The following is a 16,365-nucleotide window of genomic DNA, read 5'->3' on the forward strand; positions in this document are numbered from 1 at the left end:
CGGACACCGATCTCAACGTTGCGCTCGGTGCGACCAACGTGCCGCTGCTGAACACGCTCGGCGCTGCCGTTGCGGTGCCGCTCGATCCGGTGGAGACGCTGCTCGGCCGCGATATCGACATCGATGTCGGCCTTCTTGCCAATCTCGATGTCCTGTCTTCTGGCTTCACTCCCTCTTCAGCCGCGGCGATCTCCGCGGCCGACTTGGATTCTTCTGCGACCATGGCCGCCACCAGCGTCCCAGTCGCAGCCCCGCTGCTCGCCGCTGCTGCCGCACCGATTGCAAGCATCGTCGATATCGCAAGCGGACTGACGTCGGCCACACCGTCGTCGGCCGGCATCGGTGCGGTGACGCCTGCAGCCACATCGACGATCGCCTCGTCGGTCCTAACCAGCATCGCGCCGATGTCACCGGTCGCGGCAACGTCCTCCGCGACGACCGCAACGACTGACGTGCTTGCGAAGGTCGTCTCCGGAGCGATCGAGACCATGAGTGCGATCGACAGTCACGTGGCGAGCACGACAAGCGTCTTGTCGTCGTCGCTGTCGAGCACGCTCTCGACCCTGAACGGAGGCAATTTCTCCATTTCGGGGTTGTCCCTCGTGGCGCCGTCGATCTCGACGCCGTCGGCGATTGCAACGACGGACACGCATTCCGTGCTGGGAAGCAGCTCGGTGATTGCGGCCAGTACCAGCCTGCTGACGAGCAGCCACAGCCCAACCACGTCGACGCCAAGCGTGTCGGTGGCGCCGGTCATCTCGATGCCCACCGCTCCGACGCCGACAGGATCGACGTCGCTGCTCGCTGCACTGACCGCGAAGACGGTGAGCAGTTTCGGTTTTCACTTCTGATTGGATGAAGCCCGAGTGACATGATCAGCGCCCACGCCAAGGAAAGGAGAGGCATCGGAATTTATTCGACGCTCATCGCAACGACGTTGGCGCTGAACGTCCTCGGACTATGCGTGCCGTTGACGGCGCAGATCATCTTCAACCGGATCTTGCCGGCGCCGAACACGACCACCCTGCCGGTGATCGTGTTCGTGGCGCTCGCGGTCACGTTGCTCGAGGCCTCGCTACGATTTGCCCGCAATATCCTATCTATCGAAGAGACGCTCAAGTATAATCAGACGCTTATCACGCCGGTGTTCGAACAGCTCGTCCGCGGCGGAGCCGCCGGATCAGCCAAGGCCGGGGCGGCGCAGGCGATCGTCTATTTCGGTCGGGTCGGCCAGGTCGCCGAGGATCTCGGCGGCAAGACCGTCATCGCGCTTGCTGAACTTTCGTTCGTTCCCGTGGTCCTTGGGCTCATCTTCTTTATATCGCCGCTCTCCGGGGTGGCGGTCACGGTGAGCGTCGTCATCGGACTTGCCATGACCATGGCAGACGGATGGAAGATGAACCGGCTGGCGCGGATCGTTTCGCGAAAGACCGAGCGCCGTTACAATTTTCTTCTCAGCGTGCTGGGTGCGATCCACTCCATCAAGGCGCTCGGCGTCGAGGGACGGGTGGCGCGCCAATACGAGGTGTTCCAGGCCGACCTCGCGCGATGCAACTACAGAATGGCGATCGCCATGGGACGCCTGATGAACGAGGTGGCGGTCTCCAATCAATGGCTCACCATCGTCGCCCTGCTTTGCGGCGCCTATGGCGTCGCTGCCGGCTCGATGTCGATCGGCGCGGTTGCGGCGGTGATTTTGCTGTCGGGCCGCCTGATGGCGCCCCTGCAGCGGGCAGTCTTCTTGTACATTCAAGCCAAGGATCTATGCGAGAGCCGCGCCGTCGTCGCCGAACTGCTGGGCAGGGAGGCGGGACGATCTGTCGGCGAGGGGCCGGAGCTGTCTCGCGACGGCAAACTGGACGCGGTGGGACTGTCGTTCCAGATCGAGAGCCGGCTGTCGACCGAGCGCTACACGGGTCTGGACCTGCAATTGCGGAAAGGCGATTTCGTCGTCATTGCTGGCTCTTCGGAAGCGGCGTTGACCCACCTGATGCGCATCCTCGCCGGCGTCGAGAAACCCGTCTCGGGTGATGTGGCGCTGGAGGGAATACCGCCTGAACAAATCTCCTGCCGCGCTCTCAATGCGGGTGTCGCATTGGTGACGTCGACCGCGATCATGTTCAAGGGCACGATCCGGGACAACATCACGCGCTTCGGCGAGGTCACGATCGATCAGGCGCTTGCCGTCGCTGCGATGCTGGGCGTCGAAGCCCAGATCAATCAACTGCCTCAAGGGGTCGAGACCGCGGTCTCCGGCGACGTCGTCGAATCCATCTCGGCTTCGCTCTGCCAGCAGATCGCCATCGTCCGAGCTCTGGCTCATCGCCCGCGGGTCATTCTGCTCGACAATGCCGACCGCGGGCTCGACCAGCTTGCTTACGCAAATCTCCATCGATTCCTAGCGCAGGTGCGGGGCAGGGCCACAGTGGTCATCGTGTCCGAAGATCGCAATCTCACCAGCGGCGCCTCGCGTCACTACGTGCTGCGGCCGGACGGTCTGCAGTTGGATCGGTCACAGGCCGCCGAAGAGCTCACGACCTACCGCGGACTGAAGCTATGACAGCGCGGGATTTGCTGAAGCGCCTGGAAACGTTTGCGGCGTCGGATGACCCGAAGAACGGTGTCGTCGAGCCAGCGACGGCGGCCCCCTCAAGCATCCGCGAGAAGTGCGCAGTCAGCGTTGCCGCCGCGGCGATCATTGCGCGCAACGGCGTCGACATCCAGACGGCCGAAATCTTTGCTTCGCTGGTCATATTCAGCGGCCAGGAGTTTCCGCTCAAGAACGTCCTCGGGGCATTGCCGCGCAATTTGCCGTCGGAGGCCCAAACGGTCGTCACCATCGGGATGGCAAATCTCGGATTTTTCGTGGTGGATCGGCTGGCGTCGCGGGATGCCATCGAAAACGGCGGTCTGGCCGTGCTCGTCAACGACCGTGGCGGCAAGTACGTGGTCGTGACCGACGTTCGGACCGGACAGCGTTTTCAACTCAACGCGAATGCGGAGCCGGTGCCCTATGATCTGAAACGGCTCTCGTCCTACGCGCGGGTCGCGACCTTCGAATATCGCAGCGTGATCGATCCGTTGTCGGCAACGCGGCGCGGTCACACCGGGCTGCGGTGGATCGCCGCGCTATCCAGCCGTTTTCATCGGCTGTGGCTGACGCTTGCCGGCATCAGCTTTCTGCTCGCCGTGCTCGGCGTGCTCTCCGCCGCGGCCATATCGACGATTTTCTCGGAGGTGATCACGCGGGCCGCGCTCGGCACCTTGCCGCTGCTCGCGGTCGGTCTGATCCTGATCGTCGTCGCCGACGCCAAGCTCTCCGACCTGCGGTCGAACATCTTGTCGTGGGTCGCCAACCGGCTGGAGTTCATCGTCAACGCCGCCTCATTCGAACACATCCTGAGGCTTCCGCCGTCTCTGTCGGAGCGGGCGTCGCCAGCGGCGCAGGCGGCGCGCATGCGCTCATTCGAGGGGATTCGGGATTTTCTCGTCAGTCCCGCCTGTCCGGCGGCGATGGATATCGTGCTGGCGCCGTTCTACGCGGTGATCGTCGCCTTGATCGACTGGCGCAGCGCGCTGGTCCTGGTTGGCGCGATGTTGATGTTCGCACTGGTGTTCTTGATCGGCCTGCGCGCGGCGAGGATCTACATCTCGGTGGTGGCGGACGCGGCAACCGAAGCGCAGCGCATCGCCATCGAAACCTTCGACCGATTGCAGACGATTAGCGACGTCGGGCTCCAGCATGTCTGGGCGACGCGGCTCAGCGCCAGCTTGGTGCGCGATCAGGCCGCGCAGGCCCAATTGCAGAAGCTCGGCGCAGCCATCGAAGCCGTCTCATCGAGCGTCTTTTCCGGGTCGATCATCATTCTGATGGTGATGCGAGGGCTCGCCGTTCAGTCGAGCATTACCGGTGGGGTCGAGGTTCTGGCGATGACGATCCTCGGCCTGCGGTGTCTGCTGCCCTTCCACACGTTCTGTCTCTCGATCCTGCGCATCGAGCAGATCCGCAAGAGCGTGGCTCAGGTCAACGAGCTCAAGGAAATGCCGACCGAACTCGAGAGGCTGAAGGGCCGCGAGCGGATGGAGGATCTTGCGGGCGCGCTCAGTCTCGTCAACGTCGGATTTCGCTCGGCGGATACCAGGCCGGTGTTCGTCGCCCTCGATCTCGATGTGCGACCGGGCGAGGTCATCGCCTTGTATGGGCCGGCAGGAACCGGCAAATCGATCATCCTCAAGATGATTCTCGGGATGATGGAGATCGGCCTCGGGGTGATCCGGCTCGATGGGGTCGATATCAGGCAGTTCTCGGTCGAGGAGCTGCGCAGGCGCGTGTCCTATGTGCCGCAGCAGCCGGCGCTGCTCCCTGGCACGCTTCGCGAGAACCTGTTGCTGGCCAATCCGCTGGCTTCCGACGCGAGCCTGCAGGAGATACTGAAGGTCGTAGGCCTCGATGAAGATGTCAGGCAACTGCCGAACGGATTGGACTATCACATCGCGGCCGACGAGGCTCGCGGCTTCAATGACGAATTTCGTCTGCGCGTCGCGTTCGCGCGGGCGTTCCTCACCAACAGCAAGCTCATTCTGATCGACGAGCTTCCCAACAGCCTGATGGAGGGCTCACTCGGCGAGCTGTTGCGGCGTATCATCTCCGACTTCCGCGGCGAGCGGACGATCGTCTTCGTGTCGCACCGGGCGGACTTCCTGAGCCAGGCGGACCGGATGGTTGAACTTTCCTATGGCGGCGTTCCCCGGATCGTGGCGGTCAGTCGAGCGAAAAGCGAGAAGCGCGCATGAAATTCGCGGCAGGCATTCAGAGTTTCAGGCTCGCCTTCGAACGCGACAAGCGTCTGATGGATGCAATCACCCTGCCGCCGATGGGCAGGGAGAGCGCTACGTTTCGATTTGCCCGAAGCTTCGGCCTGATTGCATCGGCAGGGACTGCGGCTGCGATCATCTGGGCCAGCTTCGCCGAACTGAACGAAGTCACGCAAGCCGTCGGAAGCTTCACGCCGGTCGGATCGGAACAGGTGGTTCAGCATCTCGAGGGCGGCTTGGTCGAGCGCATCGCGGTTCGCGAGGGGGCGACGGTTCAGAAAGGGGATACGCTCATCGTGCTTCGCGACGCCGGAACGGCGGAGGACGACGTCGCGCTGGAACGGCAAAGGGTCGATCTGTTGGCGCAGATCGAGACCCAAGTGGCTCTGTTCGAGGGACGCGAGCCGGCTTTCACGAGTTCAAACGGCCGCTATGCGGTCGAGGAAATCGCCAACACCAATGCCTTCGCTGCCGCCAAGACCCTTGAGAAGAACGAGTATTCCCGCCTTTCGAGCCAGATCGCGCAGGCCAGATACAATCGCGAGGCCACTGCCATCCAGTTGAAGGGAGCGCTCGACGAGGTCGAGAACGCCGAGCGCGTGTCGAAGCGCTTCGCGGATCTGATGCGGATCGGCGTGGCGACGGGGCTGCAAGCCGAGGAGCGCCGTCAGGCGGTGGTCCGCGCGCGGTCAGCGGCGGACGCTGCGGCGTCGCGCGAGCAGGGAGCGATCGAACGCCTGGGCGAGGTCGAAAAGCAACTGGTGAGCTACGGAGCGGAGTTGCGCTCGAATCGGGCCCAGAAGGTTCGCGATCTCGAGGCCAGTCTCAATGTCGTCGATGCCAACATCGCGAAGAAGAACCAACGCAAGCAACGCCTCACCATCACCGCGCCCGTCGCCGCGCTGGTGAAATCGATCGAGGTCAATTCCGTCGGTCAGGTGGTCGGGTCCGGCCAGGCGCTGGCGACGCTGGTCCCTCTCAATACGCCGCTGGTCGCCGAAACCAGCGTCCGCTCGTCAGAGATCGGTTATCTCCGCGTGGGACAATCCGCGCAGATCCGCGTGGGGGCCTACAACTTCACACGCTTTGGAAGCCTCGAAGGCGTCGTCGAATCCATCTCGCCGTCGTCCTTCCAGATCGGCGGCCAGTATTATTATCGCGTCAAGATCAAGCCGCTTGATACAAGGATGCCCAAAGTTCCTGGAGCTGTGATCCAGCCGGGCATGGAAGTGACCTGCGAGATCATCACCGGGCGCAAGACGGTGATGGAATATATCCTCACCCCCTTACAGAGGACGTTGGGCTCAGCCTTCAACGAACGGTGATCAATGCCACGAACTGCCGTTCAAGCTGCCCCGACGCAAACCCGCGTGATGATCGTCGATGACGACCGATTCTCGCTGGCGATCCTCGAAAAGATGCTGTCGTCCCTGGGCTTTCTCACCGAGACGTCAGGCGATGGCGCTGAAGCCTTCGCCATGCTCCGCGAAAATCCCGGCCGCGCCGATGTCGTTATCACCGACCGCATGATGCCGGTGATGGACGGCTTTGCGCTGACCCGGCGATTGAAGCGCGAGCCGTCGACCCGCGGCATCCCGGTGATCCTGCTCACCGGCTCGAACGTCGCGGAAGACATCGCCGCCGGTCTCGACGCCGGAGCATTCTACTATCTGACCAAGCCGCCCTCGGTCGACCTCGTGCGTTCGGTGGTGGACTCCGCGCGCAAGGAAGTCGACCGTCAGCGCAACGTGGCCTCCAAGCTCTCGGTCCATCAGTCTGCGTTTGTCAACGTGACGGTGTTGCGCACGTTGCTCAAGCGGCCGGACGAGGTCGAAGGCGTCTGCAGCCTGCTCGCCAGCCTGCACGCCGAACCCGAGACGATCATCCAGGGCATTTACGAGCTGGTTCAGAATGCCGTCGAGCACGGCGTTCTGGGCTTCGGCCTCGAACAGAAGGCCGCCTTGCTCGCGGCCGGCCGCTGGCAGGAGCAACTCTCCAGTCGCAGTGCCGATGCGGCCTACAAGGGCGAGGTGGAGGCGACGATGGTTCGCCGCGAGGGGCATCTGGTGCTCTCGGTCAAGGACACCGGGGCCGGCTTCGACTGGCGTCCGTTCCTCGCTGCCGATCCGTCGCGCGCCGGCGCGCTCAATGGGCGCGGCATCTCGCGCGCCAACAGCTATGCATTCAGCAAGCTCGCCTACAATGAGGCGGGAAACGAGGTTGTCGGCGTCATTCAAACGACGCGAACGGTCGGGTGGTAATGATGTTGATCGTTCACAAAGACAAGACCATCCGCGTCCCGCTGGCATGGATCATCGGCGCGATTTTCGCGTTGACGAGCGGCCTGATCTATTTCTACGCCGCAAGTTCGATCGAACTCAATCACCAGAACTTCAAGCTGGAATCCGATGGCATCGCACGCCTCGCTTCCGCGGAGGGCGATGTGGCGCTCGTCCGCATCAAGGACCTCATCGGCCTGGTGGCGAGCGGCGAGGAGGCGCTGATCGATGGCAAATTGAGCAGGGCCGCCAAGAAATCGGCGAACATAAGGGAAATTGGCTACGTCCGCCTCGGCGGCGATTTCAGCCAGAAATATTTCCTGACGGATCGGACCGCGCTTTCGATCGACAGACAAGAGATGGCCTCGCTCAACCTCGAGCTCAAGCGCAATTTAGCGCTGACCCGCGGCGTCGTGACGTCCGCTTATCCGCGCACATTCGCAGCGATATCAAAGGATCTCGTCGTCTTCGTTCAGGGCGTTCCCGACGATACTGGGCCGGACCAGGACTTCATCGCCTACGTGATTCTGGATTTGAAAACGGCCGTCTCACAGGCCGCCTCGAACTTTGCAACCAGCACCCGCGTCACCGCAATTCGGGTCTATATCGACGGCAAGGTATCGGAGCTGTCGGCCGATGCCGTCGTACAAAAGGCGGGACTGATCGTTGAGCCTCATACGTCGAGCCGAACGGTGACGCTCAGCAGCGATGTCGAGCTCGAAATCGAGTTCGCCGAACAATTTCCGGCGACGCGAAGCCTCATCATCTTCGCGTTGGGCTTGATCGGGATCTTCGTGATTTCCAGCACTCTGTTTACGATGTTTGCGCGGTCCGCGCGAGCGCAGAACAGGATTCTGAAACACGCGGTCAGGCGTGCCGAGGCCGCCAATGAGGCGAAGAGCGAATTTCTCGCCAACATGAGCCATGAGATCCGGACGCCCTTGAACGGCGTTCTCGGAATGGCCGACGTGCTGATGCGCACCGATCTGACACCGGTTCAGCGCAATTACGCCCAGTTGATCGTGACATCCGGGTCGTTGCTGATGACGATCCTGAACGACGTCTTGGACATGGCAAAGCTCGACAGCGGGCAATTGGCGATCAAGCCCTGCAAGGTCGAATTGCAGTTGCAGCTCAAGGAGGCGGCCAGCTTCTATTTCGCCCAGGCACGTGAGAAAGACCTGGAGCTGGTTCTGGATATGGCGCCGGATGTGCCGCGCCATGTGCAGCTCGATCCGATGCGGTTAAGGCAGATCCTGGGCAACCTGATCGGCAACGCCCTCAAATTCACGTCGAAGGGTGGCGTCGCCGTCATCGTGTCGCACCAACACCAGGACGAGAAGTCGGGACGGCTTCACATCTCGGTCGTGGACACCGGCATCGGACTGACCGAGGAACAGCAGGGAAAGTTGTTCGGTCGGTTCGTTCAGGCGGAGGACGACGGACAGAGGCATCGCGAAGGGACCGGGCTCGGGCTGGCGATTTGCAAGAAGCTCTGCAACGCGATGGGGGGCGAGATCGGGGTCACGAGTGAGAAGGGCGTCGGCTCGACATTCTCGTTCTGGATTCCGGTCATCGAGGAGCGAGCCGACAGCGAGGACGATGCGCGGGGCCAGTGCATCGGCGTGGTGACGGGATCGGAGGCGCAGTTCAAGGCCATCGTCCATGCGCTTTCGGATGCTGGAGTCCATTGCCGGAAATTCGAATACGGTCCGGATTTCTTGCCGCGCATCCTGGCCGCGATGAAGGCTGCGCCGATGCGTGCGCTGATCTTCGACGAGGACCGGAATATTCAGCGCGCAAGCGACCAGTGGCAGGCCCTGCAAGCGGAGATCGGTCCGGGCCTTCCGGCGTTGATCCTGGGCGAGTCGCAATTCAGTCCGCACTACGAAAAGTTCGGTGGCTTCCTGGTGAAGCCGTTCATCGCCGTCGATCTGATTGACGAACTGCGGTCGATCGGTGCGGAGGCGGCGGCACCGCCGCTGCCGTCGGGCGGCGTCTTGCGCGGGGCGTCCGCCGAGGTGATGGAGCTGCCGAAATTTTCCGGCTCTTCCGTTCTTCTGGTCGATGACAACCAGATCAATCTGATCATCCTCGAAGAGATCATGAAAGAGTTCGGCTTCGCGGTCGAGGCGACGACGGAAGGGGCAAGCTCGATCCGGATGGCTGAGGCGGGGTCGTTCGATCTCATGCTGATCGATTGCCAAATGCCGGTCATGAATGGGTTCGTTGTCACCGGCAAAATGCGCGAGCTGATGGCGGCGGGCAAGATCAAGAATTGCCCGATCGTGGCCGTGACGGCGAACGCGCTCAAAGGCGACCGTGAGGCCTGCATCGAGGCCGGCATGGATGATGTCGTGTTCAAGCCGATCTCGATCCGAATTATCGCCGATGCGTTGGATCATCTCGTCAAGTCCAGGCTGCTCAAGGCGCCGTCGGCTCTCGGTTCGGAGCGGGCGACGGCGGCGAGCCGCGCGACCGCCGCGGTGCCGCGACCTGCGGTGCTCGATCTGGCGCAACACGACGCGCCGGCGGCTCCGGCGCCGGTGGTTGCGGCGCCGCTGGTTCCGCGGCCGCCCGTCGTCGCGGCGCAGCCGGTTGCTCCCGCGCCGAACGTCGCTGCTGCGGCAACGGCCAAGCCGAATCCGCCGGCGCCCGAAATCCCCGCAGGCAAGGTGCCGCTGATGGACCTGGCGGTGTTGAAGCAGACCCGCGATCTGGTTCGAAACTTGGATACCCTGCTATCGCTCTACCGCGCGGACACCCGAAACTATCTGAACGTGCTGCGCGAGCAAATCGACAAGGATGAGCTCGACGAGGCCGTGCTGCCAGCCCACACCATCAAGAGCTCCAGCAAGATATTGGGAGCCTCCGGCATGGCAGCGCTCGCGGGCTTGATGGAGACGCGGCTCAGAACCCGTGAAGGCTGTTCCCCCGCCGAGTTGCGAAAGCTCCTGCAGAAGATGGAGGAGATTTTCGGGCACACGCTCCGACAGCTGGACGCACTCGAAGCGCAGGGGTTGCTCAAGCAGCCGGCCGTGGCGGCTTCTTGACGGCCGTCGGTTGCGGAGCCGGAGCGCCCGCGCGCTGCGCGACGTTCGCGGCGGGAGCAGCGGGCGTCGTCGCAGCGACAACCGGCACCGGAGCCGATACCGGAGCGTCGGCGCCTGCTCCGATCGCAATTTGCAGCGATATCTGAAACCGGGCGAGCTGGCGCTGGCTTTGCGCCAGTGCCAGGCGGGACCGATTGAGCGAGCGCTGGGCGTCGATCACGCCGAGTAGGATTCCAGTGCCGCCGGTCATTGCGGCGCGGGTCAGGCTGAGGCTCTTTTCGTTGGCGGCGACGCTGTCGCGCAATGACGCGAGTTCACGCTGGCCGCGCTTGATCGAGGTGAGCAGGTTCTCGACTTCCTCGACCGCCACCAGCACGTTCTGCCTCCAGTCCAGATAGCGCAGGTGGCAGTCGGCTTGGGCGAGCCGGATCGTCGCCTGACGCCGCTCGCCGTCGAACACCGGGGCGAGGATGGAAGAGGCGAACGCCCAGGTGCCGCCACCGAGCATCCCGTAGATCGTCGGCGACAGCGCCGCATTGATCGTCCCGTTCAACGTCACGCTGGGCAGCAGATCCGCCCGCGCCACACCGATGCGCTCTGCGGCCGCGTAGAGCAGTTGTTCTTTGACGCGGATATCGGGCCGGTTGCGGATGAGATCCGCGGGAATTCCCGCTCCAACATTGGGGGAGAGAAGCGGCTCAAGACTCCGGCTTCCCTGTAGCGTCAGGCTGCCCGCAGCGACGCCGATCAACGTCGCGATATGATTGGCCGCGATGGTCCTGTCGCGCTGCAGTGCGGGCAGCGAGGCACGCAACGTCGCGAGATCGGCTTGGGCCTGGGCGATGTCGAGTTCGCTGGACGTCCCCAATTCCTTCATGTTGCGAACCAGCGTTACGGTGTCCTCGGCGTTCTTGATCGATCCCTCGGTTACCGCGATCGTCCGCGCGAAGTAGTTCATGTCGATATAGGTTGCGATCAGATCAGCCAGATAGGCCAACCGGACATTGGCGAAGTCGTAACCCGCGGCCCGCAGCTCGGCTTCCGAAGCCGACTTCTGCTTGGCGATCTTGCCGTTGAAGTCGAGGAGCCAGGAGACGTTGAGGCCGGCGGAATGAGTTGATGTGGTCCCGGTCACGCCGGCAGGTATGGTACCGAACGATTGCGTTGTCGCTCCGACGCCGACCTGAGGGAAAGCGTCAGCGCCGGCGATCGTCACGCGTTGACCTGCCACGTTGATCCGGTCGACGGCTCTTGCGATATCAAGGTTGTTGGCGAGGCCGCGCTCGATCAGTTGTCTCAGTTCGTCGTTTCCGACCCGCCGCCACCACGTCTGGTACGGGTTCGGCACGGGATTGATCGACCCGGTGGTGAAGCGATCAGGCAGTCGGAACTCCGGAGGATGACGTCCGTCGCTGGTCTTGCAGGCCGCGAGTGAGCAGGCGATCAGCAGCGACAAATGGCGAAAGCTCCTGATGTTGAGGCGCGACATGTGATACCTTGAGAGATTGTTACTCTCCCTAAGAGATGCTGGCTTATAGTTAAGATTGCGTTTTGAACGCGCGGCTCGGCTGCAGCCGATAGGAAGTGCTTTGCGCAAAACGCTATGTAATGCAGATATATTCGCGGGAATCTTCGCGCCACAATTTGCGGCATCCGTAGTCTTACGAGTTCGACTGGATGGCATTTGTCGCCGTCTTCGCCGCATGAACGGCTCCCAGTGTAATCGGATTAGTACGGATCAGGCGACGGTCGCAATTTCGACCGCCGGACACGAATCAGCAGCAAGGACCAAAGGGGTCGCCTGATTGGAACGGTGGCGGTCTCCACGCGGGGGGCATGGCAAGGGAAATGCCGCAGCAAAAAGACTCCTTCACGCTGATCTGGTCCCGCAGTCACAAGCCCAATGGCGACTGAGCCTGCCAAACACCGGAACGCCCCGCTGGAACGAGTGGGGCGTTTCGCAATCGCATTGATGCCGCGCCTCCGGTGCGAGACCACAGTCGCACTCTGCGTGGCTAAGACGGAATTGTCGAATACGTTGATCGTGGCTCGCGATCACTCTTGCCCGTCAGATTCTTGCAATATTTGCGTGATTACGCGCATCGGCGATCTGCCCGAGCACCGTGACGCTCGCGGCCACATCGCCGCGCTCGATCGATCCGAGATATCGTGCGCTCAAGCCAGCGCGTTCGGCCAGTTCCTCTTGCGTCATTTTCTGATCGTGGCGTCTCCGACGCAGGTTCATCGCCATGACCTCCTTGAGATCCATGGCATGATGGGAGCCCGAACAGGAACGATCGTTCTTATGGCCCCGCTCACTTTGCGACCATTTTTCGCAAACGTTTTGGCATCTCACCCAATCGCCGACGTTGATGGCTGGAGGCACATGGCAAGCAGTTTGTAGGTCTCCTAATCTCGATCGAAAGCGAGAGTCCGGCGAGCGAAAGCCTGCCCCTGGGTCGCACGCTGATACTGTGCCAGTAACGGGCTGGGTGACGCTTCTTGCCGCGCGCTGGACACGACTGTCACTGCGATCAACCTGCTCAATGAGAAATATGTCTCCGATGAAGCACGTGACGGACATCCAGATACGACACTACGCGGTCGAGTTCGGCACGCGTCAGACCGAAGTCCAGCGGAAGTTGCGAGAAGAAACCCTGGCGCTGCCCGAAGCCAATATGGTGACATCGCCCCCTGCCGGCCAGTTGCTCGCTTTCTTGATGAAGACAATCGGTGCGAAGCGGGTGCTTGAGATCGGAACCTACACCGGATACAGCGCGCTTACCATGGCGCTCGCGTTGCCGCCGGACGGTCGGCTCATCACGCTGGATGCCAGCGAGGAATGGACGGCGATCGCGCGCCGTCACTGGCGGGAGGCGGGGGTGGCAGACCTCGTCGCACTTAAGCTCGGCGATGCCATCGCATCCCTTGAGCGCCTCCTTGGCGATGAAGGCGAGGGCGCTTTCGATTTTGTCTACATCGACGCCGATAAGGAAAATTACGACACCTATTACGAGTACAGCCTGCGATTCATTCGGCCGGCCGGACTGATTTGCTTCGATAACGTGTTCTGGGGGCGATCGGTCGCCGATCCTCAAGACCACAGCTCAGAGACCGTGGCTCTGCGCCGCCTCAATGCGAAGATCCGTGATGACGAGCGGGTAGACATGTCCATGTTGCCGCTTGGCGACGGGATGACCCTGGTTCGCCGCCGATCTTGAGCGGCTGTTGTTCTCAAGCCGCCGCTTAGGTCCCGAGGCTGGAATAATCGTGATGAACAAACCGGGACCCTTCCGGATCGATTGACGATCGCCGGCGCGATATCGAAGGGGAAATAAAAATTCCATCCACAACGAACACCGGAGCGCAGCATGGCAACCTCCCTTATCTGGATAGACGAAGAGGTGCAGGCGGAGCCCGCGCTCGCCCGTCCAATTCCCTTTGTCTTCAAGACGGCCGGTGAGACCATGCTCGCGCTCGGGCAGATTGCAGCCCTGGGCGATGGTGCGCTTGCCAACCTCGCGGAACTCACCACCGACTTCTTTGAAAAGCAAACGGAGGGGCCGGATGTACTCGTTGGCGCTCTGCCATTCGATCCATCACAGCCATCGTATCTTATTCAGCCCGAACGCGTTCTTCGCGTCCAGGGGAAGCATGACATCGGCGCCATCCCCGGCCTCGGCGGCGGCGCATCATCCCACGCGGTCGCCTCCAGGATTCTGTCGGTCGATCCGGCCCCCGCTGCCGCCGAGTTCGCCAAGGCCGTTGCTGTCGCTCTCGACCAGTTGAACGCGCCGGGCGCCACCTTGCGCAAGGTCGTCCTGTCACGCAGCCTGAAAGTGACGGCGAACCGCGATTTCTCCGCGGCCGACCTGATGCGCAAGCTTTCCGCGGACGAAAGCGTCACGGTCTTTGCGACCCCTCTGCCGCCACGTTCGCATCGGCTCCGCAGCCTTATCGGCGCAACGCCGGAACTTCTTCTCGAGAAGCGGGGCGGGCATATCGTTTCTCATCCACTCGCGGGCTCGGCCCGTCGCGATCGTGACACGGAGAAGGACCGCCAGGCTGGCGTCCGACTTCTCGCCTCCGACAAGGATCGCCGCGAGCATGCAATGGTGATCGAGTCTATTCTGGATACCCTCGCACCGTATTGCATCGATCTCTGGACACCTGAAGGCCCCTGCTTGCGGGCAACGGCAAGCATGTGGCATCTCGGCACGCGTATCGTCGGCCAGCTCAAGGACGCTTCGCTGTCATCGGCGCATTTCGCCAGCCTCCTGCATCCGACGCCTGCCGTCTGCGGTCTACCGCGCAATCTCGCAAACGACCAGATCGTGAAACTCGAATCCTATGATCGGGAGTTCTACGCCGGCGCCGTCGGCTGGTGCGACTCGGCTGGCGACGGGCGCTGGCATGTGTCCATCCGTTGCGCCGAACTCGACGGCAATCAGGCGCGGCTGTATGCGGGTGCCGGCATCGTGCCGGGATCTACGCCGGAGGGCGAGGTGATCGAAACCTCCGCCAAATTCCGCGCCATGCTGGATGCCTTTGGCATTGATGGCGGCAGGTTTGACGAGTGAGGCCCGCCATGCAGGAGCTGAAGCAAGTTTGGCCGGAGAAGGATGCTCTGCGCTATCGCGAGAAAGGCTATTGGCGCGGAGAAACCATGTTCGGATTTCTCGCGCAGCGTGCCCGTGAGATCCCCGATCGTATTGCCGTCATTGGCGGCGAGCAGCGCTGGACCTATGCCGGGCTGCTTGAGCGGGCCAATGAAAACGCCGCCCGCTTCCTCGCGCTCGGGCTTTGTCCCGGCCAACGGGTCGTGGTGCAATTGCCCAATATACCGGAATTCCTGTCCGTCGTTTTCGGGCTTTTTCGCGCCAATCTCATTCCGGTCTTTGCGCTTCCTGCCCATCGCGTCACCGAGATCTCGCATTTCGTGGAGAAAGCGCAGGCGAGCGCCTATGTGGTCGCGGCCCGGGATGGAGGCTTTGACTACCGCGTGCTTGCCCGTGAGGTGAGAGCACGGACCGTCGGCCTTGGCCATGTCGTGGTAATTGGCGAAGCTGAAGAATTTCGTGCGCTTGACGATATACCTCGCAGCGAGGGGGCGCTTCCACCGCTTCCTTCGCCGGCCGGAGTTGCCTTTCTGCAGATATCGGGCGGGAGCACGGGCCTGCCGAAGCTGATCCCGCGCACTCATGACGACTATATTTACAGCTTCCGTGCCAGCGCCGATATCTGCGGCCTCGGCAAAAACAGCGTCTTCATGGCGGCCCTGCCGGTCGCCCATAATTTTCCGATGAGTTCGCCGGGCGTTTTCGGTGCTCTCTATGCCGGAAGCCGTATCGTCATGTGTCCGTCTCCTAGTGCGGAGACGGCCTTCGCTCTGATCGAACAGGAGCGCGTGACGATGACCGGCGTCGTTCCTCCGCTGGCGCTGCTATGGATGCAAGCAGCCTCGACGTCCAAGTATGACATCTCGAGTCTCGAAGTCCTGCTCGTCGGGGGCGCAAAATTCAGTCCCGAGCCGGCTTCCGGCGTCCGAGCCGCGCTCGGCTGCACTCTGCAGCAGGTCTTTGGCATGGCCGAGGGACTGGTGAACTACACGCGACTCGACGATCCCGACGACATCATCGTCAACACGCAGGGCAGGCCGATTAGCCCCGACGATGAGGTGCTGATCGTCGATGATTATGGCAATCCGCTTGCCGACGGCGAGCCTGGTCTGTTGCTCACACGCGGCCCCTATACCATCCGGGCCTACCATAACGACGATGCCGCGAACGCGCGTTCCTTCACGGAGGATGGTTACTATCGAACCGGTGACATCGTTTCGCGCACCAGGGCAGGATATCTGGTGGTGCAGGGACGAGCGGGAGATCATATCAACCGTGCCGGCGAGAAGGTTTCCGCCGAAGAGATCGAGGATAATCTTTTGGCCCATCCCGGCGTCTTCGATGCGGCGGTGGTTTCGATCCCCGATCCCTATCTCGGCGAACGAAGTTGCGCGTTCATCATACCGAAGGGGGAGAGGCCAGGGGTGGTGGTACTCAAGGCATTCGTGCGTGGCCGTGGCCTCGCCGAGTTCAAGGTGCCTGACCAGATTGTCTTCGTCGATGCCTTCCAGACCACGGCGGTCGGCAAAGTCAACCGCAAGGTGCTGCGGCAGCAGCTTCGCGAGCGATTTCTCAAGACCGTACCGTCGGAGGCCTGAT

The 16,365-nt window shown here is 62.2% G+C and carries 10 protein-coding genes and 1 pseudogene; 9 read left to right on the forward strand and 2 right to left on the reverse strand.

Annotation, left to right across the window (positions count from 1 at the left end; genetic code table 11):
* From HNR60_RS21520 to HNR60_RS21545, 6 genes and pseudogenes are all read left to right on the forward strand, one after another.
* Positions 1–851, forward strand: a pseudogene (locus tag HNR60_RS21520) (hypothetical protein); the annotation flags it as partial.
* A gap of 20 nt (positions 852–871) precedes the next feature.
* The gene (locus HNR60_RS21525; protein ID WP_184261965.1) at positions 872–2,560 is read left to right on the forward strand and encodes an ABC transporter transmembrane domain-containing protein; all 1,689 of its coding nucleotides are present in this window, start codon (positions 872–874) and stop codon (positions 2,558–2,560) included.
* The gene (locus HNR60_RS21530) at positions 2,557–4,794 is read left to right on the forward strand and encodes an ATP-binding cassette domain-containing protein (protein ID WP_184261973.1); all 2,238 of its coding nucleotides are present in this window, start codon (positions 2,557–2,559) and stop codon (positions 4,792–4,794) included. The genes HNR60_RS21525 and HNR60_RS21530 overlap by 4 nt, the downstream gene beginning before the upstream one ends.
* Positions 4,791–6,140, forward strand: coding sequence for an HlyD family type I secretion periplasmic adaptor subunit (locus HNR60_RS21535; RefSeq protein ID WP_184261975.1), 1,350 nt, complete (start codon positions 4,791–4,793; stop codon positions 6,138–6,140). The genes HNR60_RS21530 and HNR60_RS21535 overlap by 4 nt, the downstream gene beginning before the upstream one ends.
* A 48-nt stretch (positions 6,141–6,188) precedes the next feature.
* Complete coding sequence (locus HNR60_RS21540) at positions 6,189–7,076, forward strand: response regulator (protein ID WP_246433053.1); 888 nt, start codon at positions 6,189–6,191, stop codon at positions 7,074–7,076.
* A 2-nt stretch (positions 7,077–7,078) separates the two neighbouring features.
* Complete coding sequence (locus tag HNR60_RS21545; protein WP_184261979.1) at positions 7,079–10,147, forward strand: hybrid sensor histidine kinase/response regulator; 3,069 nt, start codon at positions 7,079–7,081, stop codon at positions 10,145–10,147.
* Here the strand turns inward: HNR60_RS21545 and HNR60_RS21550 are convergent.
* Positions 10,119–11,636, reverse strand: a complete 1,518-nt coding sequence (locus tag HNR60_RS21550; protein ID WP_184261981.1) for an efflux transporter outer membrane subunit — start codon at positions 11,634–11,636, stop codon at positions 10,119–10,121. The genes HNR60_RS21545 and HNR60_RS21550 overlap by 29 nt on opposite strands.
* Positions 11,637–12,215: 579 nt before the next feature.
* On the reverse strand, positions 12,216–12,416 hold the full coding sequence (locus HNR60_RS21555; RefSeq protein ID WP_184261983.1) for a helix-turn-helix domain-containing protein: 201 nt from the start codon (positions 12,414–12,416) through the stop codon (positions 12,216–12,218).
* A 304-nt stretch (positions 12,417–12,720) separates the two neighbouring features.
* On the opposite strand from HNR60_RS21555, the gene HNR60_RS21560 reads away from it, so the two are divergent.
* The 3 genes from HNR60_RS21560 to HNR60_RS21570 all read left to right on the forward strand — a co-directional run bounded on the left by HNR60_RS21560 (position 12,721) and on the right by HNR60_RS21570 (position 16,364).
* A complete protein-coding gene (locus tag HNR60_RS21560) occupies positions 12,721–13,368 on the forward strand; it encodes a class I SAM-dependent methyltransferase (RefSeq protein WP_210313721.1) in 648 nt (215 codons plus the stop codon).
* 150 nt (positions 13,369–13,518) lie between these two features.
* Positions 13,519–14,727: an isochorismate synthase gene (locus HNR60_RS21565; protein ID WP_210313722.1), complete on the forward strand. Its 1,209-nt coding sequence runs from the start codon at positions 13,519–13,521 to the stop codon at positions 14,725–14,727.
* A gap of 8 nt (positions 14,728–14,735) precedes the next feature.
* Complete coding sequence (locus HNR60_RS21570; protein WP_184261987.1) at positions 14,736–16,364, forward strand: (2,3-dihydroxybenzoyl)adenylate synthase; 1,629 nt, start codon at positions 14,736–14,738, stop codon at positions 16,362–16,364.
* Position 16,365 lies beyond the last annotated feature (1 nt).

Origin of the sequence: Rhodopseudomonas rhenobacensis (assembly GCF_014203125.1) — a bacterium.
GTDB lineage: Bacteria > Pseudomonadota > Alphaproteobacteria > Rhizobiales > Xanthobacteraceae > Rhodopseudomonas_A > Rhodopseudomonas_A rhenobacensis.

Excerpts from the sequence above, each read along its gene's own strand:
- HNR60_RS21525 (WP_184261965.1), top strand. The coding sequence starts at position 872 with ATGATCAGCGCCCACGCCAAGGAAAGGAGAGGCATCGGAATTTATTCG.
- HNR60_RS21530 (WP_184261973.1), top strand. The coding sequence starts at position 2,557 with ATGACAGCGCGGGATTTGCTGAAGCGCCTGGAAACGTTTGCGGCGTCG.
- HNR60_RS21535 (WP_184261975.1), top strand. The coding sequence starts at position 4,791 with ATGAAATTCGCGGCAGGCATTCAGAGTTTCAGGCTCGCCTTCGAACGC.
- HNR60_RS21540 (WP_246433053.1), top strand. The coding sequence starts at position 6,189 with ATGATCGTCGATGACGACCGATTCTCGCTGGCGATCCTCGAAAAGATG.
- HNR60_RS21545 (WP_184261979.1), top strand. The coding sequence starts at position 7,079 with ATGTTGATCGTTCACAAAGACAAGACCATCCGCGTCCCGCTGGCATGG.
- HNR60_RS21550 (WP_184261981.1), bottom strand. The coding sequence starts at position 11,636 with ATGTCGCGCCTCAACATCAGGAGCTTTCGCCATTTGTCGCTGCTGATC.
- HNR60_RS21555 (WP_184261983.1), bottom strand. The coding sequence starts at position 12,416 with ATGGATCTCAAGGAGGTCATGGCGATGAACCTGCGTCGGAGACGCCAC.
- HNR60_RS21565 (WP_210313722.1), top strand. The coding sequence starts at position 13,519 with ATGGCAACCTCCCTTATCTGGATAGACGAAGAGGTGCAGGCGGAGCCC.
- HNR60_RS21570 (WP_184261987.1), top strand. The coding sequence starts at position 14,736 with ATGCAGGAGCTGAAGCAAGTTTGGCCGGAGAAGGATGCTCTGCGCTAT.